Annotated in this window: 14 protein-coding genes; 8 read left to right on the forward strand and 6 right to left on the reverse strand. The window is 68.9% G+C overall.

Annotation, left to right across the window (positions count from 1 at the left end):
• The first annotated feature begins 59 nt into the window (after positions 1 to 59).
• From AQ610_RS19995 to AQ610_RS20005, 3 genes are all read left to right on the forward strand, one after another.
• Positions 60 to 1226: a glycerate kinase family protein gene (locus tag AQ610_RS19995; RefSeq protein WP_043282976.1), complete on the forward strand. Its 1167-nt coding sequence runs from the start codon at positions 60 to 62 to the stop codon at positions 1224 to 1226.
• A gap of 92 nt (positions 1227 to 1318) precedes the next feature.
• Complete coding sequence (pyk, locus tag AQ610_RS20000) at positions 1319 to 2773, forward strand: pyruvate kinase (RefSeq protein ID WP_006028455.1); 1455 nt, start codon at positions 1319 to 1321, stop codon at positions 2771 to 2773.
• Positions 2774 to 2885: 112 nt separating this feature from the next.
• Complete coding sequence (locus AQ610_RS20005) at positions 2886 to 4094, forward strand: sugar diacid recognition domain-containing protein (protein ID WP_006028456.1); 1209 nt, start codon at positions 2886 to 2888, stop codon at positions 4092 to 4094.
• 541 nt (positions 4095 to 4635) lie between these two features.
• On the opposite strand, the gene AQ610_RS37510 is transcribed toward AQ610_RS20005, so the two are convergent.
• A complete protein-coding gene (locus AQ610_RS37510; protein WP_156436732.1) occupies positions 4636 to 4908 on the reverse strand; it encodes a hypothetical protein in 273 nt (90 codons plus the stop codon).
• A 14-nt stretch (positions 4909 to 4922) separates the two neighbouring features.
• On the opposite strand from AQ610_RS37510, the gene AQ610_RS20015 reads away from it, so the two are divergent.
• From AQ610_RS20015 to AQ610_RS20030, 4 genes are all read left to right on the forward strand, one after another.
• On the forward strand, positions 4923 to 7730 hold the full coding sequence (locus tag AQ610_RS20015; protein ID WP_043282978.1) for a non-ribosomal peptide synthetase: 2808 nt from the start codon (positions 4923 to 4925) through the stop codon (positions 7728 to 7730).
• A 39-nt stretch (positions 7731 to 7769) separates the two neighbouring features.
• Entirely contained in the window at positions 7770 to 8747 is a 978-nt protein-coding gene (locus AQ610_RS20020) for an NAD-dependent epimerase/dehydratase family protein (protein WP_015603421.1), read from the forward strand.
• A 24-nt stretch (positions 8748 to 8771) separates the two neighbouring features.
• Positions 8772 to 9167: a nuclear transport factor 2 family protein gene (locus AQ610_RS20025; protein WP_006028459.1), complete on the forward strand. Its 396-nt coding sequence runs from the start codon at positions 8772 to 8774 to the stop codon at positions 9165 to 9167.
• Positions 9168 to 9267: 100 nt separating this feature from the next.
• Positions 9268 to 10293 carry a methyltransferase gene (locus AQ610_RS20030; RefSeq protein ID WP_009914120.1) on the forward strand — a complete coding sequence of 342 codons (1026 nt, stop codon included), beginning with the start codon at positions 9268 to 9270 and terminating at the stop codon, positions 10291 to 10293.
• Between the two features lie 114 nt (positions 10294 to 10407).
• On the opposite strand, the gene AQ610_RS20035 is transcribed toward AQ610_RS20030, so the two are convergent.
• A complete protein-coding gene (locus tag AQ610_RS20035; RefSeq protein WP_006028461.1) occupies positions 10408 to 11796 on the reverse strand; it encodes a GGDEF domain-containing protein in 1389 nt (462 codons plus the stop codon).
• Between the two features lie 385 nt (positions 11797 to 12181).
• Between AQ610_RS20035 and AQ610_RS20040 the strand changes: the two genes are divergently transcribed.
• The gene (locus tag AQ610_RS20040) at positions 12182 to 13561 is read left to right on the forward strand and encodes an FAD-containing oxidoreductase (protein ID WP_006028462.1); all 1380 of its coding nucleotides are present in this window, start codon (positions 12182 to 12184) and stop codon (positions 13559 to 13561) included.
• A 100-nt stretch (positions 13562 to 13661) separates the two neighbouring features.
• Here AQ610_RS20040 and AQ610_RS20045 read toward each other — a convergent pair whose 3' ends face one another.
• From AQ610_RS20045 to AQ610_RS20060, 4 genes are all read right to left on the reverse strand, one after another.
• Positions 13662 to 14609: an ABC transporter substrate-binding protein gene (locus tag AQ610_RS20045; protein ID WP_009914122.1), complete on the reverse strand. Its 948-nt coding sequence runs from the start codon at positions 14607 to 14609 to the stop codon at positions 13662 to 13664.
• A 76-nt stretch (positions 14610 to 14685) separates the two neighbouring features.
• Positions 14686 to 15720, reverse strand: a complete 1035-nt coding sequence (locus AQ610_RS20050) for an ABC transporter permease subunit (RefSeq protein WP_015603444.1) — start codon at positions 15718 to 15720, stop codon at positions 14686 to 14688.
• 42 nt (positions 15721 to 15762) lie between these two features.
• Entirely contained in the window at positions 15763 to 17316 is a 1554-nt protein-coding gene (locus AQ610_RS20055) for a sugar ABC transporter ATP-binding protein (protein WP_009914123.1), read from the reverse strand.
• Positions 17303 to 18553, reverse strand: coding sequence for an ROK family protein (locus tag AQ610_RS20060; protein ID WP_006028466.1), 1251 nt, complete (start codon positions 18551 to 18553; stop codon positions 17303 to 17305). The genes AQ610_RS20055 and AQ610_RS20060 overlap by 14 nt, the downstream gene beginning before the upstream one ends.
• Positions 18554 to 18585 lie beyond the last annotated feature (32 nt).

Below are 18585 nucleotides of genomic sequence, written 5' to 3' on the forward strand. Positions count from 1 at the left end.
GTCTTTGCATGCTGAGCGCGCGAGCCGCGCGCGTCACCCGTCACCGAAGAGGTTCGCTGATGAAGATCGTGATTGCTCCCGATTCGTTCAAGGAAAGCCTGACCGCGGTCGAAACGGCGCGGCAGATCGAGGCCGGATTCCGCGAGGTGTTCGCCGACGCCGATTACCGGTGCCTGCCGATCGCCGACGGCGGCGAAGGCACGGTCGACGCGCTCGTCGCGGCCGCGGGCGGCGAGCGCCGCAGCGCGAGCGTCGCCGATCCGCTCGGCCGGCCGACGCACGCCGCGTTCGGGGTCCTGCCCGACGGCACCGCCGTGATCGAGATGGCCGAGGCGAGCGGCCTGCATCTCGTGTCGCCCGAATCGCGCGATCCGCGCGTCACGTCGAGCCGGGGCACGGGCGAGCTGATCCGCGCGGCGCTCGACGCGGGCGCGCGGCGCTTCATCGTCGGCCTCGGCGGCAGCGCGACGAACGACGGCGGCGCGGGCATGCTGCAGGCGCTCGGCGCGCACCTCGCGGACGCCGGCGGCCGGCCGCTCGGCCCGGGCGGCGCATCGCTCGCGCGGCTCGCGCGCATCGACGCGGCGGGCCTCGACGGCCGGCTTGCCGATTGCACGTTCGAAGTCGCGTGCGACGTCGACAATCCGCTCGTCGGGCCGAACGGCGCGTCCGCGGTGTTCGGCCCGCAGAAGGGCGCGACGCCGGAAATGGTCGCGGATCTCGACCGGCATCTCGCGCATTTCGCGGCAATCGTCGCGCGCGACGTGGGCCCGGACGTCGCGCGGCTGCCGGGCGGCGGCGCGGCGGGCGGCCTCGGCGCGGCGATGTCCGCGTTCCTGAACGCGACGCTGCGCCCGGGCGTCGAGATCGTCACCGACGCGCTGCGGCTGCGCGACGCGATTCGCGGCGCGAGCCTCGTCGTGACGGGCGAAGGCTGCATCGACGGCCAGACGCTGCGCGGCAAGGCTCCCATCGGCGTTGCGCGGATCGCGGCCGAATGCGGGGTGCCCGTCGTCGCGATCGGCGGCGCGGTGACGAATCAGGCCGACGCGCTGTACGCGCACGGCTTCGACGCGGTCTTCGCGTCCGTCCGGCGCGCGTGTACGATCGACGAGGCGCTGCGCGACGCGGCAACGAACGTGCGCTTCGCGGCGCGCAACGTCGCGGCGGCGATTCGCATCGGCCGGGAGCTCGGCTGTCACGCGTCGCCGCCGCGCGTCGCGTAGCGCACTCGCCACGCATTCATCCCGGGCCGCCCGGAAGCGGGCGGCACGATCCACCCGAACCATCCGACTCATTTCCTGCACTGGAACCGGACATGCGAAACGAAAGCCACACCGGCCGCGAGCGCCGCCGTTCGACGAAGATCGTCGCGACGCTCGGCCCGTCGAGCTCGACGGAAACCACGATCGAAGCGCTCGCGCGCGCGGGCGCCGACGTGTTCCGCCTGAACTTCAGCCACGGCGCGCACGCCGATCACGCGGCGCGCCACGCGGCCGTGCGCGCGGTCGAGGCGCGCATCGGGCACCCGATCGGCATCCTGCTCGATCTGCAGGGCCCGAAGCTGCGGGTCGGGCAGTTCGCGGGCGGACGTGCGCAGATCGCGAAGGGCCAGCCGTTCGTGTTCGACCTGGACCCCGCGCCCGGCGACGCGCGGCGCGTGTCGCTGCCGCATCCGGAGATCTTCGCCGCCGCGCGCCCCGGCCATCTGCTGCTCGTCGACGACGGCAAGCTGCGGTTTCGCGTCGACGCGGTGTCGGCGGCGCGCATCGAGACGACCGCGCTGCTCGACGGGATCGTGTCCGACCGCAAGGGCGTGAGCGTGCCCGACGCGCCGCTCGCGATTCCGGCGCTGTCCGGGAAGGATCGCGACGATCTGGAATTCGGGCTGTCGCTCGGCGTCGACTGGGTCGCGCTGTCGTTCGTGCAGACCGCGCAGGACGTGCGCGACGCGCGCGCGCTGATCGGCGCGCGCGCGGCGATCGTCGCGAAGATCGAGAAGCCGCAGGCGGTGGCGAACATCGTCGACATCGTCGACGCCGCCGATGCGGTGATGGTCGCGCGCGGCGATCTCGGCGTGGAGATGTCGCTCGAGGACGTGCCGAGCGTGCAGAAGCAGATCATTAGGCTCGCGCGCGCGGCGGGCAAGCCGGTGATCGTCGCGACGCAGATGCTCGAATCGATGACGCTCGCGCCCACGCCGACGCGCGCGGAGGCGTCCGACGTCGCCGCGGCCGTCTACGACGGCGCCGACGCGGTGATGCTGTCCGCGGAATCGGCGTCGGGCCAGTATCCGGTCGAGGCGGTCGACTTCATGCGCAAGATCATCGCGACGACCGAGGCGGACCCGATCCAGCCACAACTGATGAAGGCGATCGTCACCGCGCACGCGCCGAACGCGACCGACGCGATCGGCGCGGCGATCGAAGTGGTTTCGGATACGCTGCGGCTCGGCGTCGCGGTCACGTACACGGCGTCGGGCGCCACGGCGATACGCCTGTCGCGCCTGCGGCCGCGCACGGCGATCCTGAGCCTCACGCCGCGCGCGGACATCGCGCGGCGGCTCACGCTCGCATGGGGCGTGCGCTCGCGCGTGGCGGTCGAGGCGGCCGGCATCGAGAACATCGTCGAGATCGCGATCGAAGCCGCGCACGCGGAAGGATTCGCCACCGACGAACGCCCGATCGTCGTCGCCGCAGGCGTGCCGTTCGGCCATCCCGGCTCGACGAACCTGATGCGCATCGTCTGGCCGACCGAAATGACGCGACAATAGGCGTCGGGCCGCACGATGGCCCGCGGCCTGCTTCGCCGCCTGCCTTGCAGCCTGCTTTACGGCCTGCTCGACGGCCCGCTCGCCGCCGTTCCTGCCATTCGACCCGACCGCCATGATGATCGATGCCCGTCTCGCGACTGAAATCGTCGCACGCACTGTCGAAGTGATGCCGTTCGACGTGAACGTGATGGACGCGCACGGCCTGATCCTCGCGAGCAGCGACGCGGCGCGCGTCGGCGAGATCCACGCGGGCGCGCAGCTCGCGCTCGCCCGGGCGCGCGCGGTCGAGATCGACGACGCGATGGCCGCGAACCTGAGCGGCGCGCGGCCCGGCATCAACCTGCCGCTGAGCGTGCGCGGCAAGGTGTGCGGCGTGATCGGCGTCACCGGCGAGCCGGACGCGGTGCGCGGCTTCGGCGAGCTGCTGCGCGTCACAGCGGAATTGATCCTCGAGCGCGAGCAGTTGACCGTCGAATTGCGCCGCAACGCGCGCCATCGGGAAGAGTTCGTGCTTCAGCTTCTGAGGCGCACGGCCGCGGCCGCCGAGCTGGAAGCGTGGGCCGACCGGCTCGGCATCGACGTGCGGCTCGCGCATGCGGCGATCGTGTGCCGCCTGAGCGGCGTCGACGCGGACCCGGAAGCGGGCGTCGGCCAGATCGAGGCGATGCGGTCGCAACTGGCTGACGAGTGGCCGCAGTTGCTGAGCGCGCAGACGTCGTATCGGGAGCTCGTGATGTTCGATGCGATCGACGCGCGCGCGGTGCGCGACAGCGTGCTCGCGACGCACGCCGGCAAGCGGCTCGCCGCGCTGGAGGGCACGTTGCGCAAGGTCGCGACGCAGCCGTTCTCGCTCGCGCTCGGCATCGCGCTCGACGGCATCGACGGCTTCGAGCGCTCGTATCAGTGCGCGCTCGCGACGCTTCGCGTCGGCGCGGCGCGCACGCCGCAAAAGGCTGCCTATTCATACTACGACTTCGTGCTGCCCGTTCTGCTGTCGGCGCTGTCGCAAGGCTGGCAGGCACGGCAGTTGCGGCTGCCGCTCACGCGCCTGCTCGCGCGCGAGCGGCGCTCCGGCGCGCTGCTCGACACGCTGAAGGCCTGGTACGCGAACGACGGCCACCCGAGCGCGACGGCGCAAGCGCTCGGCATTCACCGCAACACGCTCGACTACCGGCTGCAGCAGATCCGCGACGCGACGGGTCTCGATCTCGGCGCGATCGACGATCGGCTCTGGCTCTATATCGCGCTGCAGACGATGGCGGGCAGCCGCGACGGCGGCGAGGACGACGCCGACGCTGACGGCCGACGTTCGGCGAGCTGATCGCCGCCCCGCCCGATCGATTTTGGAAATGTACGTAAGAAATACGGATATCCAGTTCGAAATGCCAGGCTCGATAAATGTCGATAATATGTCGTTCGATCGGGATATAAGTCGCCAAATAAAATCGCATGATTTCGATGACGTGAATGGCGGGGTGAATTGATTTGCCCGGAATTATATTTAATAAAAATGCCGCGCTTTTGTACGAATACATTCTTGCGAATCGCGTTTAAACTTCACGCGTTTTGTCGTAGACTGCGTTTCGTTTCAATCATCCCGACTGGTACAGGGATATCGCCGCCGCAACTCGCGGCGTTTCATTGAAACGCCGACCGTTTCCCGTTTCGCTTCAATGCTTGTCGCTCGAACCGGTACCGGCGGGCCGCTGGCGCCGGAACGCCGTTGATCGGCCGATTTCCGTGCGGCGTCCCGTCGGTCGCCGGGGCCAAGTCGTTTGCATGCGGCCGATGAATCGCATCGATCATTGGCGCACGGAAAACAATCGAATCATTCGGCGTTTTTCATCCATGCAGCCGGCGGATTATTTCGAAATCCCGTTCATCGCCGTGTGCGATTCGGGATGAAATCGGGCATTTCGGATCGCATCGGCGCCCGTTGTCGGGATTCGATCGAACAATTCCGCTATTTGCCGGGCAAGCGGCCGGTTCGTCTCACGCAGTCGAGTGTCAATCGGCTGCCGGTCCGTCTTTGCGAGGATCGGCGGCCAGTCAGGTAGGGATTCACCCGCAATCGTCAATCGACGCGTCCGCGCGGACGCGCCCGGACGTTCGTTCACCACTTGCACCACCAGCATGGAGTACCTGCACCATGACGACATCCACTCTCGATTTGCCGCGCGTTTCCGAACACGAATCGCGCGCCACTTCGCCGCACAACATCGTCGACCTGCTGTTGCGGGCCGCACGGCTGCATCCGCATACGGGCGTGCGTTTCATCGCCGCGCAATCCGAGGAAAAGGGCGCTTTCGTCACGTATCCCGAACTGCTCGACGAGGCGCGCCGCATCCTGGGCGGCCTGCGCTCGCGCGGCTACCGGTCCGGCATGAAGGTCGCGCTGCTGCTCGAGCACGCGAACGATTTCATCCCGGCGTTCTGGGCGTGCGCGCTCGGCGGATTCGTGCCGTGTCCGCTCGTGCCGATCCGCAACGATCCCGAGCGTTGGGCAAAGCATCTCGCGCACGTCGACACGCTGCTCGACCATCCGCTGCTCGTCACCACCGAAGCGCTGAAGAGCGATCTGCCGGGCGGCGCGTTCGCCGTCAACCTGAACGCGCTGCGCGCCGGCGCGCCCGACGAATCGGTTCATGCCGCGCAACCGTCGGACCCGGCCGTCTTCGTGCTCACGTCGGGCTCCACCGGCAATTCGAAGGCGGTCGTGCTCACGCACGGCAACCTGCTCGCGTCGATGGCGGGCAAGAACGACCGGCAGCAACTCGCCGGCGCGGACGTCACGCTCAACTGGATCTCGTTCGATCATGTCGCCGCGCTGCTCGAAGCCCACCTGCTGCCGCTCTGCGTGGGCGCCGTGCAGCTCCATGTCGAATCCGCGGCGATCCTGACCGATCCGCTGCGCTTCCTGCGGCTCATCAGCCGCTATCGCGTCACGATGACCTTCTCGCCGAACTTCCTGTTCGGGCAACTGAACGCCGCGCTCGAAGCGATGGGCGACGAGGCGCTCGCGGCGTGGCGCCGCTCGGTGGATCTCTCGTCGCTGCGGCACGCCGTGTCGGGCGGCGAGGCGATCGTCGTCGCGACCGGGCAGCGCTTCCTCGATCTTCTCGCGCCGTGCGGCCTCGCGCGCGACGCGCTGTGGCCCGCGTTCGGGATGACCGAGACGTGCGCGGGCTCCGTGTATTCGCGCGAATTTCCGCACGGCGACGCGGGCCGCGAGTTCGCGTCGCTCGGCCTGCCGGTGGCCGGGCTGCAGATGCGCATCGCGGACGACCGCAACAACGTGCTGCCGGACGGCGAAGCGGGCGAGTTCCAGGTGCGCGGCCCGATGATCTTCCAGTGCTATTACAACAACGCCGAGGCGACGCGCGCGGCGTTCACGAGCGACGGCTGGTTTCGCACGGGCGATCTCGGGCGCATCGAGCGCGGCCGGCTGTGGCTCGTCGGCCGCAGCAAGGACAGCATCATCGTCAACGGCGTCAACTACTTCAGCCACGAGCTGGAGACGACGCTCGAAGCGCTCGACGGCGTCAAGCGCTCGTTCGTCGCGGCGTTCCCGACGCGCAGCGCCGGCGACGAATCCGAGCAGCTCGTCGTGACGTTCACGCCGTCGTTCCCGCTCGACGACGAGGACGCGCTGTATCGCGTCATCATCGCGATCCGCAACAGCACGATCCTGCTGTGGGGCTTCCGGCCCGCGTTGATCCTGCCGTTGCCGGAAGACGAGTTTCCGAAGACGAGCCTCGGCAAGACCCAGCGCACGATCATGCGCAAGCGGCTCGAAGCGGGCGGCTACGACGGCTGCAAGGCATTGGTCGCCGATCTCGCGAACCGGCAGATGGGCGGCTACGCCGCGCCCGAGGGCGACACCGAGGCCGCGGTCGCCGCGATCTTCGCGGAGATGTTCCAGGTCGCGCCCGACGCGATCAGCGCGACCGCGAGCTTCTTCGATCTCGGCGGCACGTCGCTCGACATCCTGAAGCTCAAGCGCCACGTCGAGCAGCGGCTCGGCGTCGTCGACCTGCCGATCGTGACGATTCTCCAGAATCCGACCGTGCGCGCGCTGGCCGCGCGCCTCGCGTCGGGCGAGCGCGTGACGGCGGGCGATTACGACCCCGTCGTGCCGCTGCAGCTCACGGGCGGCAAGACGCCGCTCTTCTGCGTGCACCCCGGCGTCGGCGAGGTGCTCGTGTTCGTCAATCTCGCGAAGTATTTCGTCAACGAGCGCCCGTTCTACGCGCTGCGCGCGCGCGGCTTCAACGAAGGGGAGACGTATTTCTCCAGCTTCGACGAGATGGTGAACACGTATGTCGACGCGATCCGCAAGCGGCAGCCGCACGGACCTTACGCGGTGGCCGGCTATTCGTACGGCGGCGCGGTCGCGTTCGAGATCGCGAAGGTGCTCGAATCGCAGGGCGAGCGCGTGGATTTCGTCGGCAGCTTCAATCTGCCGCCGCACATCAAGTACCGGATGGACGAGCTCGACGAGGTGGAAGGCGCGGTCAACCTCGCGTTCTTCCTGTCGCTGATCGACAAGCAGCAGTCGCTGACGCTGCCGCCGCAGTTGCGCGCCGCGATGCCGGAGCAGGACCCGCTCGCGTACCTGATCGACCACGCGCCGCCCGGGCGGCTCGCCGAGCTCGATCTCGATCTGCCGAAATTCCGCGCATGGGCGGGGCTCGCGCAATCGCTGCTGACGCTCGGGCGTTCGTACGTGCCGTCGGGCAGCGTGCAGGCGATGTCGATTTTCTACGCGATCCCGCTGCGCGGCACGAAGGACGACTGGCTGAACAACGAACTGCGCCGGTGGGACGAGTTCACGCGCGCGCCGAATCGCTACATCGACGTGGCGGGCGAGCACTACACGCTGATGGGGCCCGCGCACGTCGCGACGTTCCAGGCGGTGCTGCGGGCCGAGCTCGATCGCGCGCTCGGCGGCAAATGACCGATGTCCGGCATCACGATGAACAAGGAGAAGAGGCTCATGGCAGTGTCTGTCAACGAAGCGCGCGGTGACGCGAAACGGCGGCACGCGAAGCGCAAGGTTCTGATCACGGGCGCGACCGGCCAGGTGGCGCGGCCCGTCGCCGAAGCGCTGGCGGCGCGGGACGAGGTGTGGGCGATCGGCCGGTTCGGCGATGCGAGCGTGGAGGACGCGTTGCGCGCGAAGGGCGTGAACACGTGGCGGTGGGACATGGAGCGCGACACGCTCGACGGCCTGCCCGACGACTTCACGCACGTGCTGCACGCGGCGGTGAGGCGCGGCGAGGACGGCGATTTCGACAAGGCGATCGAGATCAACACGGTCGCCACCGGGCGCCTGATGACGCATTGCCGCCACGCGGAATCGTTCATCTATGTATCGAGCGGCAGCCTGTACGCGCGGCAGGCGCTCGATCATCCGTATGCGGAGACGGACCCACTGAACGGCGTCGCGCACTGGCTGCCCGCCTATCCGATCGTGAAGATCTCGTGCGAGGGCGTCGTGCGCGCGTTCTCGGCCACGCTCGGCCTGCCGACCGTGATCGCACGCCTGAACGTCGCGTACGGCCCATACGGCCACGGCGGCGTGCCGGTGCTGCTGTACCGGCAACTGCTCGCCGGCAAGCCGGTGCCGGTGCCGCGCGAAGGCCAGAACTGGGCGTCGCTGATCCACACCGACGATCTCGTCCGCCAGGTGCCGCTGCTGTGGGAGGCGGCGAGCTCGCCCGCGCTCGTGCTGAACTGGGGCGGCGACGAGGCCGTCGGCATTCAGGATTGCCTGCAATACGTGGCGGACATCACGGGCGTCGATGCGCGTTTCGAGCGCAGCGACGTGACGCGCGAAACCTATGCGTTCGACAACACGAAGCGGCGCGCGCTGATCGGCGATTGCACGGTGCACTGGAAGGAAGGCGTGCGCCGGACCATCGAAGCTCACTTCCCCGGCGCGGTGAAGACGCTGCCGGCCGAGCAGCGCTGACGCGCGAGACAGGAGCTATTTGCAATGTCGATCAACATGCAGACCGTGCGCGAGTCATACGAGGCCTTCCACCGTCGCGACCTGCCCGGCGTGCTCGCGGCGCTCGCGCCGGACGTGCGCTGGACCCATCCGGACGGCATGAGCCCATACGGGCTCGGCGGAACGAAGCGCGGCCACGACGAAGTGATCGCGTTCATCAGGCACGTGCCGACGCACATCGCCGAGATGCGGATCGAGCCTGAGGAGTTCATCGAGTCCGGCGAGCGGATCGTCGTGCTCGGCTCGCGCCGCGTCACCGCGGCCAACGGGCGCAGCGCGACGCTGAGGTTCGTGCACGTGTGGCGGTTCGAGAACGGCCGGGCGGTCACGTTCGAGGATCACTTCGACACGGCCGAGATGATCAAGCTGATCGCGGCCTGACCGTACCGGCTCGCGCGGCGCGGGCCGCCGCCGACATGCCGCATTCATACGCGCTCTTGCGCATTCGCATTTCGATCGATCACTTGAAAGGAGAAAACTCATGACGGAAGTGCAGGCGGGACAGCCGCCGCATATCGCGATACTGCAGATGGTCACCGGCAAGTGGCACGCGCAGGCGCTCTATGTCGCCGCCGAGCTCGGCATTGCCGACCTGCTGGCGGAGCGGGAACGCACGGCGGACGAACTGGCCGCCGCGACGGACACCCATCCCGAGGCGCTTTATCGCATGCTGCGCGCGCTCGGCAGTCTCGGCGTGTTCGTCGAGGAAGAGGGCCGGCGGTTTCGCAACAGCCCGCTCGGCGACGCGCTGCGGCGCGACGCGCCGGGCTCGATGCGCGGCTTCGTGCGGCTCGCGGGGATGGACGCGGGATGGCGGGCATGGGGGCAACTGATGTACAGCGTCAAGACCGGACGCAGCGCGTTCGAGCATGTCGTGGGCGGGCCGGGCTTCGCGTACATCGATGCGCATCCGGAGATCGCGACGATCGTCAACGACGCGATGACGAGCATCAGCGAGCTGGAATCGCCGGCGGTGGCGCGCGCCTATGATTTTTCGCAAGCGCGCACGATCGTCGACGTGGGCGGCGGCCACGGCTTTCTGCTCGCGACGCTGCTGCACGCGAACCCGAATGCGAACGGCGTGCTCTTCGAGCTGCCGCACGCGTGCGAAGGCGCGCGGCAGCTTTTCGCGAAACACGGGCTGACCGGGCGGGTGAAGGTCGTCGCGGGCGACGCGAGCAAATCGATCGACGCGCACGGCGACGTTTTCGTGATGAAGCACGTGATCTGCGACTGGGACGACGAGCAGGCGACGCGGATCATGGCGAACTGCGCGGAGGCGATGCGCCCGGGCGGCAAGCTCCTGCTCGTCGAAGCGGTGCTCACGCCGCCGGGCGAGCCGCATTTCGCGAAGCTGCACGATCTCGAAATGCTGATCATGAGTTCCGGCGGGCACGGGCGCACGGCCGAAGGGTACGGGCGGCTCTATGCGGCGGCCGGGCTGTCGATGACGGCCGTTCATCCGACGCAAGGCGCGCTGAGCGTGATCGAGGGCGTCAAGCCGTGACGGCGTGACCGCGATTCGGTGGCGAAGCCGCCCGCGCGGCTTCGCCGAATGCGTCGCGGCCGGCGCACGGCGGTTTTGCGTCGTAAGGTAGGGGGGCGGCCCGCGTCCCGAGCCTCAGTCGCGCATCGCCGCATTCTGCATGTCGAGATGAGGCGCCGCGCTGACGTTGCGCCCCAGCATCTTCGCGCGATACAGCCCCGCGTCGGCGGCCGCGACCAGCGCGCCGGGCGTTTCGAACGGATTGCCGCTGCTCGCCGCGTAGCCGGCGCTCACCGTCACGTAGCCGGGCGTCGTATCGGCCGCGATGCGCAGCCGCTCGACGGACTGCCGCGCCTGTTCGGCGATCGCCGCCGCGCCGCGTTCGTCCGTCCCGGGCAGCACGACGGCGAATTCCTCGCCGCCGTAGCGCGCGACGAAATCGGTCGCGCGGCTCGCCACGCTGGACAGCGCGGCCGCGACGGCGGCGAGGCACGTGTCCCCTTGCAGGTGGCCGAACGTGTCGTTGTACTGCTTGAAATGATCGACGTCGACCATCACGAGTGCGATCGGCAAGTGGTGCCGGCGCGCGTAGTGAAAGGCGTGTTCGAACTGCTCGTTGAAATAGCGGCGGTTGTACACCATCGTCAGCGCGTCGTGCGAGGCGGTTCGCACGAGCGACGTATGCGCGTCGAAGAGCCGCCGGTACAGCATCGTCACTTCCCAGACGAGCACGCATACGAGGATGCCCGGCGTGAACATGCTGAACAGACGCGCGACGTACCAGCCGGCGCTGAAGCGCGTCGTGCTCAGCAGATTCAGGCTGGTATCGGCGAAAGAGGCGAGCAGGACGACAATGAGCCAGACGTCGAGCATCGTCCTCATTCGGCCGACGAGCAGCGCGGCCGCGAACGCGCCGAGATTGATCGTCGAGACGACGATCGCAGCCGGATTGGCGGCGAGCAACGCGTTGTCGAGCGACGGGTCGAACGGCTCGGGCAGATCGACGGACAGTGCGACGAACCCGAGCACGATGCCGGTTGCGACCGGCACGCCCGCCAATGCCGCCAGCCAGAGGCCGACGTGACGGGTGTCGTCGAGCCGCTTCGCGAGCCGGTATCGCGTCAGCATCGCGAGCACGACGAACAGCGGGAAGCCGCCGTGCCAGAACATCCATATCCATGCCGCGCTGTAACGCCGGGCGCCGATCAGGCCGGTCGGCGCAAAAACGCCCGGAAACGCGAGCAGTTGCAGCGCGACCGTGGTCGCGATGAACGCATACGCGCCGGCCAGCGTGCCGAGAACCGGGCGACGCATGACGGTGAACTGCGCGCCGAGCAGGAAGGCCGCGATGATCGACATGCTGAACACGGTCAACGCGCACATCGGCAGGAACGGCTCGATCGTCGGCAGCCTCAGATTCGCGTTCGGCGCGGTGGCGACGAGCGCGCCCAGCGTCAGCAGCGCGAATGCTCCGGCCCCAAGCGTCTGCAGACGAGACGGGCGCTGAATGAGAAAACCATCCATTGGACCTCCCGAACGCGAAAGCCGACGCCGCCCTCCGGTGGGCGGCGAATCGTAGCGTGGAAAGCGGACCCGTGACGCGTCCCGTGCGAATGGATCGCGTATCGATACGCGCCCCTTCGCGACGTTGATTCACTTTAGTTCATTCCGGGATGCGCCGTCATGCGCGCGGAGCCGGCGCGACGGCGGCGGGGCGCGAAACGAATTGTTCCGATGGTTGCGTCCGTTCGCGCCAGCACGTTCGCGGCGACAGGGGCGCGTAATGTTGTCAATTCGTTCCGTGCCGGCCGCGCGTACCATACCCATTGCCGTTCCGGAATGCGTAGCCGAAGGCACGCGGATTGCCGGCCAAATGCATTTTCACGCCGCCGCAACGAAGGAGAGCGCCATGACTCGACGTTTCGATGCGATCATCATCGGCACCGGTCAATCCGGTCCCCCGCTCGCGGCCCGGCTGTCCGCCGCGGGCATGAAAGTGGCCGTCGTCGAGCGCGCGCGCTTCGGCGGCACCTGCGTGAACACGGGCTGCATTCCGACGAAGACGTTGATCGCGAGCGCCTACGCCGCGCATCTCGCGCGGCGGGCCGGCGAATACGGCGTGACGCTCGGCGGGCCGGTCACGGTCGACATGAAGAAGGTGAAGGCGCGCAAGGATCAGGTTGCCGGGCGCTCGAACCACGGCGTCGAGCAGTGGGTCCGCGGCCTCGAGAACGGCACGGTCTACCACGGGCACGCGCGCTTCGAGAGCGCGCGCACGGTGCGCGTCGGCGACGCGTTGCTCGAAGCCGGGCGGATCTTCATCGACGTCGGCGGCCGCGCGCTGATTCCGCCGATCCCGGGCCTCGATCAGGTGCCGTACCTGACCAACTCGACGATGATGGACGTCGATTTCCTGCCCGGGCATCTGATCATTCTCGGCGGCAGCTACGTGGGGCTCGAGTTCGGCCAGATGTACCGGCGCTTCGGCTCGCGCGTGACGATCGTCGAGAAAGGCCCGCGGCTGATCGGGCGCGAGGACGAGGACGTGTCGCGGGCGGTGCGCGAGATTCTGGAAGGCGAGGGCGTCGACGTTCGGCTCGACGCCGATTGCCTGAGCGTGCGGCGCGACGGCGGCGGGTTGACCGTCGGCCTCGATTGCGCGGCCGGCGCGCGTGAGGTGACGGGCTCGCACCTGCTGCTCGCCGTCGGGCGCGTGCCGAATACCGACGATCTCGGGCTGGAGAAGGCGGGCGTCGAAACCGATGCGCGCGGCTATATCCGGGTGGACGAGCAGTTGCGCACGAACGTGGCGGGCATCTGGGCAATGGGCGACTGCAACGGCCGCGGCGCGTTCACGCATACGTCGTACAACGATTACGAGATCGTCGCGGCGAACCTGCTCGACAACGATCCGCGCAAGGTCTCGGACCGCATTCCGGCCTACGCGATGTTCATCGATCCGCCGCTCGCGCGCATCGGGCTCACGCAGGCCGAGGCCGCGCGCTCGGGGCGCAGGCTGCTGGTCGGCACGCGCCCGATGACGCGCGTCGGGCGCGCGGTGGAGAAAGGCGAGAGCCTGGGCTTCATGAAGGTGATCGTCGATGCGGACAGCCGCGCGATTCTCGGCGCGTCGATCCTCGGCGTGACGGGCGACGAAGTCGTGCATTCGCTGCTCGACGTGATGTACGCGAAGGCGCCGTACACGACGATCAGCCGCGCGATGCACATTCATCCGACCGTGTCGGAGCTGGTGCCGACGCTGCTTCAGGATTTGCATCCGCCCGCATAGGGCGGCGGCGAACGCGCGCGCCCGTAATCGCAGCGTCGGCGCGCCGTTCAGGCATGCGCGGTCGGCGCGCGCGTCGCCCCGCGCGAGCGGCCGCCGCGCGTCAATGCGAGCTCCAGCCCTTGTAGCTCTTCACGTTGTCGCGCGTGACGAGCGTCGGCTCGAGCAGGATCATCGCGTTCCCAGGCTTGTGCCCGTTCATGATTTCGTAGCCGACCGACACAGCCTTCTTCGCCATCGCGAACGGGTCCTGGCTCGACGATGCCTGCACCTGCGTATCGCTCTTCAGCGCGATCTCGATGTCGGGCGCGCCGTCGACCGACGTGATCACGATGCCGGTGCGATGCAACTGCTTCGCGGCGAGGTCGCTGCCGATCGCCTGCGGATCGTTGATCGCGAAGAGCCCGTCGACCTTCGGGAAGCGCGTCAGGTAGCCCTGCATCGCGTTCATCCCGCCTTCGCGCGAGCCCTTGCCGTCCTGGTCGCCCGACAGCAGCTTGAGGCCCGGATTCTTCGCGAGCACCGCCTTGCAGCCGTTCACGCGATCGAGGACGGCCGACACCTGCGGGCCGTTCTCGATGATCACGTTGCCCTTGCCGTTGAGCTTCTTCGCGAGGTAGTCGCACGCAAGCTCGCCCGCCTTCACGTTGTTCGTCTGCACGGTGGCGTCCGCGCCGGAAGCCGCGACGTCGACCGCGATCACCGCGATGCCCGCCGCCTGCGCCTTGCGCACGGCGGGCTCGATCGCCTTCGGATCGGCGGCGTTCAGCAGGATCATGTCGACGTGAGCCGAGATGAAGTTGTCGATCTGCGTGAACTGCTTGTTCAGGTCGTAATCGGCGGAAACCGCGGTGACTTTCGCGTTCGGATTGATTTCCTTCGCCTGCGCTTGCGCGCCTTTCACGACGGTCACGAAGTACGGATTGCCGAGCGAGCCGACGGTGATGCCGATCGACTTGAGCGGCTTGTCGGCCGCATGCGCCGCGCATGCGGCGAACGTGAGCGCGCACGCGGCGGCGGTCTGAACGAGCTTGTGCTTGATCTCCAACATGTCGTTGTCTCCGTATGGTCCGGGATGGAGGGCGCGCGCGAGGACCTGCGCGCGCGCCGCATGGCGGCTGATGATGTCAGGTGCGGGCCGATTCGTGCTGGCGGTAGCGGTCGAGCGCGACCGCGCCGATGATCACGAGCCCCTTGATGATGTATTGCCAGATGTCGGACACGCCGAGCAGCACGAGCCCGTTCGACAGCACCGCGATGATCAGCGCGCCGATCAGCGTGCCGACGATCGAGCCGACGCCGCCGACGAAGCTTGTGCCGCCGAGAATCACCGCGGCGATCGCGTCGAGCTCGTACGACTGGCCGAGCTGCAGTCCGTTCGCCGCATACAGCCGCGCGGCGGACATCAGCGCGCCGAGGCCGGCGAGCAGGCCCGACGTTGCGTAGACGAACAGCTCGATGCCGCGCACGTTGATGCCGGACAGCCGTGCGGCCTCCGGGTTGCCGCCGACCGAATAGATCCGCATGCCGAGCACCGTGCGGCGCAGGATGAACCACGAGAGCGCGACGACGGCGAGCGCGATCACGACGAGCCACGGCACGCCGAGGATCGAGCCGTTGCCGATGAACGCGAATGGCAGTTGCGGGTTGAAGATCGTGGTGTCGTTGCCCATCAGGCGCGCGATGCCGCGCACGGCGGTCAGCGCGCCGAGCGTGACGATGAAGGGCGGCAGGCGCAGGAACGAGATCAGCCCGCCGTTGACGACGCCGAACACGAGCCCGACCGCGAGCGCGGCCGGGATGCCGAGCCAGCCCCAGCCGGGAATGTTCGACGCGAGCAGCGACGCGACCGCGGCGGCCGCGAGCACCGAGCCCACCGACAGATCGATGCCGCCCGTCAGGATCACGAACGTCATGCCGGCGGCGAGCACGATGTTGATCGACGCCTGCTGCGTGACGATCGACAGGTTCTGCAGCGTGAAGAAACCGTCGGTCATGAAGCCGAAGCCGACGCACAAAAGCACGAGAACGGGCAGCATGCCGGCCGTGCGCATCAGCGCCTGCATCCGTGCGCGGCGGTCGGCGGCGCGCGGTGTCGCGCGGTGTTGCGCCGCGCCCGGCGGCGCGGAAGCGATCTCGCTTTGCTTCATCTGTTGGTTCATGGCGATAACCCGAAGGTGAAATGACAGGACGGCGGCGGCCGCTCAGTGCGCGGCCGCGGCCTCGGCGCGGGAGCCGGTGGCGAGCGCGATGATCGCTTCCTGCGTGATCGGCTCGCCCGTGTGTCCGCCGAGCTCGCCGGCGATCCGGCCTTCGCGCATCACGAGCACGCGGTCGGCCACGCCGATGATCTCCGGCAGCTCGCTCGAGATCACGATCACGCCGACGCCGGCGCGCGCGAGATCGTTGATGATCCGGTAGATCTCGGATTTCGCGCCGATGTCGACGCCGCGCGTCGGCTCGTCGAGGATCAGCACGCGTGGCTTCGTCTCGAGCAGGCGCGACAGCAGCACCTTCTGCTGGTTGCCGCCCGACAGCGCGCCGACGTGAACGTTTGCGTGCGGCACGCGAATCGACAGCGCGGCGATCGCGTCGCGCGCGCGCTGCGCGCCGCGTGCGAGATCGAGCGCGCCGAGCCGCGCGTCGCGCCCGCACACGGAGATGTTGATGTTGTCGCGCACGCTCATGTCGAGGAACAGGCCCTGGCGCTTGCGGTCCTCGGTCAGATACACGAGCCCGGCGTCGATCGCGTCGCGCGGCGAATGCGCATCGAACGCCTTGCCGCCGAGCGTCACTTCGCCGCGCACGCGCGGCTCGGCGCCGAAGATGAGCCGCGCGAGCTCGGTGCGGCCCGCGCCGACGAGGCCCGCGATGCCGAGCACTTCGCCCGCGTGCAGATCGAGGCTGCAGCCGCGCACGCGGCGGCCGTCCGCGACGTCGCGCACCGACAGCAGCAGGTTGCCCGGATCGTACGGCGCGTGCGCTTTCTTGTAGAAGCCCGAAATATCGCGGCCGACCATCATGCCGACGAGCCGCTCGGCCGACAGCGAATCGCGATCGAGCGTGCCGACGTACGCGCCGTCGCGCAGCACCGACACGCGGTCGGACAGCTCATAGATCTCCGCCATCCGATGGCTGATGTAGATGATCGCGAGCCCCTCGGCGCGCAACTGCCGGATCAGCCGGAACAGGTTCTCGGTCTCGCGCGACGAAAGCGGCGTCGTCGGCTCGTCCATCACGAGGATGCGCGCCTTCGTGTGGACGGCGCGCGCGATCTCGACGAGCTGCTGCTCGGCGATCGACAGCGTGCCGACGAGCGTGTTCGGCCCGAAATCCGCGCCGAGCCGCTCGAGCACGTCCTGACAGCCGCGCGCCATCGCGGCGCGGTCGATCGTGCTCCAGCGGCCGTTGCCGCGGCGCAGCTCGCGGCCGACGTAGATGTTCTCCGCGACGGTCAGGTTCGGCGCGAGGCACAGCTCCTGATAGATCACCGCGATGCCGGCGTCGCGCGCGGCGAGCGGGCCGTCGATCGCGACGGGCGCGCCGTCGATCCGGATCTCGCCGCCGGGATCGGCCTGATACGCGCCCGACAGGATCTTGATGAGCGTCGACTTGCCGGCGCCGTTCTCGCCCATCAGCGAATGGATTTCGCCCGGATGGGCGGTGAGGCTCACGCCGGCGAGCGCGCGCACGGCCGGGAACGTCTTGCTGATGCCGCGCATTTCGAGCAGCGGCCGTGACGGATCAGAACGCGGCATATCTGACCTCCTGAGAATCCACGCCGGCGCCGCGGAGAATGCCGGCGCGCGGCGAGAAGTTGAAGAACATCGGCAGCGTCGCGGCGCCGATCGCGCCGGCGTCCGGGCCGAACGAGCCGCGCACGAGCACGGGCGTGCCGCGCGCTTCGGGCGCGAGCGCCGCGAGCGCGGCGTGCAGGCGCGCGATCAGCGTGTCGATGAGGCCCGCGTCGGTGTCGGCGTCGAGCACGACGACGGGCGAATCGAGCACGGCGAGCGTCGCGCGCAGCGCGGGCGCGAGCGCGTCGACGCAATCGTCGATCCATTCGCCGACGGCCTTCGCGCCGCGCGCGACGCACGCTTCGAGATCCGCGCGGGTCTCGACTGTTTCGCCGCAGTGGCGCAGATGCCGGACGAGCCCGTTCAGCGATGCGCGCGTGATCAGGATGTCCCATGCGCCGCGCGGCTTCGGCGCCGAAGGCAGGCGGCTCGGCGGCACCGGCATCATCGCGAAGTCGCCCGCGTTGCCGGTGACGCCGCGCAGGCAGTCGCCGTCCACCGCGATGCCGCCGCCGATCGCGGGCCCGAGGAACAGGTAGACGAAATCGTCGCGCTGCCGGCCGCAGCCGTAGAACAGCTCGGCGATCGCGGCGGCGTTGCCGTCGTTTTCGCTGAAGACGGGCAGCTCGATCGCGCGATCGAGCTCGCGCGCGAAATCGACTTCGGCCCATGTGCCGAACGCGTCGGCGGGCAGGTCGATCTCGCGCAGCCAACTGCCGAGGTTGTACGGCTGCGCGACGCCGACGCCCGTGAGCCGCGCGCGCTCGTGCGCGGGAAGCAGCCGCTGCATCGCGGCGACGTCTTCCCGGACGATGTCGAGCACGACGGCGGGCGGCGGCAGCAGCGTGTCGTGCGAGCGGCGGCCGATCACGTCGCCGGCGAAGTTGACGAGCGCCGTCTCGATGCGCATCCGGTCGAGCCGCACGCCGATGCCGAACGCGCCGCGCGGGTCGAGCCGGATCAGCGAAGCGGGCTGGCCGCGCTGGCCCTCGGCGCGGCGGCCGGCGAATTCGATGAGCTTCGCTTCGGCGAGCGACGCGATGATGCTGCCGACCGCGGTGCCCGTCAGATTGGCGAGCCGCGCGAGATCGGCCTTCGACGCACTGCCCGCGCGCCTGAGCGTCTTCAGCAGAAGGCGCTCGTTGTAGCGGCGCACGTTGGCCGAGTTGCTGCCCTGGCCGATGTGCGGACTCCTCATGATGTCTCCTCCTCCAGTCGGCATGGGGCGCC

The organism is Burkholderia humptydooensis (genome assembly GCF_001513745.1).
Taxonomy (GTDB): domain Bacteria; phylum Pseudomonadota; class Gammaproteobacteria; order Burkholderiales; family Burkholderiaceae; genus Burkholderia; species Burkholderia humptydooensis.

What these genes read in the sequence shown, in the direction of transcription:
- AQ610_RS20040 (WP_006028462.1), top strand. Translation starts at nt 12,182, where the DNA reads ATGACTCGACGTTTCGATGCGATCATCATCGGCACCGGTCAATCCGGT.
- AQ610_RS20025 (WP_006028459.1), top strand. Translation starts at nt 8,772, where the DNA reads ATGTCGATCAACATGCAGACCGTGCGCGAGTCATACGAGGCCTTCCAC.
- AQ610_RS20055 (WP_009914123.1), bottom strand. Translation starts at nt 17,316, where the DNA reads ATGCCGCGTTCTGATCCGTCACGGCCGCTGCTCGAAATGCGCGGCATC.
- AQ610_RS20030 (WP_009914120.1), top strand. Translation starts at nt 9,268, where the DNA reads ATGACGGAAGTGCAGGCGGGACAGCCGCCGCATATCGCGATACTGCAG.
- AQ610_RS19995 (WP_043282976.1), top strand. Translation starts at nt 60, where the DNA reads ATGAAGATCGTGATTGCTCCCGATTCGTTCAAGGAAAGCCTGACCGCG.
- AQ610_RS20015 (WP_043282978.1), top strand. Translation starts at nt 4,923, where the DNA reads ATGACGACATCCACTCTCGATTTGCCGCGCGTTTCCGAACACGAATCG.
- AQ610_RS37510 (WP_156436732.1), bottom strand. Translation starts at nt 4,908, where the DNA reads ATGCTGGTGGTGCAAGTGGTGAACGAACGTCCGGGCGCGTCCGCGCGG.
- AQ610_RS20005 (WP_006028456.1), top strand. Translation starts at nt 2,886, where the DNA reads ATGATGATCGATGCCCGTCTCGCGACTGAAATCGTCGCACGCACTGTC.
- pyk (WP_006028455.1), top strand. Translation starts at nt 1,319, where the DNA reads ATGCGAAACGAAAGCCACACCGGCCGCGAGCGCCGCCGTTCGACGAAG.
- AQ610_RS20020 (WP_015603421.1), top strand. Translation starts at nt 7,770, where the DNA reads ATGGCAGTGTCTGTCAACGAAGCGCGCGGTGACGCGAAACGGCGGCAC.
- AQ610_RS20035 (WP_006028461.1), bottom strand. Translation starts at nt 11,796, where the DNA reads ATGGATGGTTTTCTCATTCAGCGCCCGTCTCGTCTGCAGACGCTTGGG.
- AQ610_RS20045 (WP_009914122.1), bottom strand. Translation starts at nt 14,609, where the DNA reads ATGTTGGAGATCAAGCACAAGCTCGTTCAGACCGCCGCCGCGTGCGCG.
- AQ610_RS20050 (WP_015603444.1), bottom strand. Translation starts at nt 15,720, where the DNA reads ATGAACCAACAGATGAAGCAAAGCGAGATCGCTTCCGCGCCGCCGGGC.
- AQ610_RS20060 (WP_006028466.1), bottom strand. Translation starts at nt 18,553, where the DNA reads ATGAGGAGTCCGCACATCGGCCAGGGCAGCAACTCGGCCAACGTGCGC.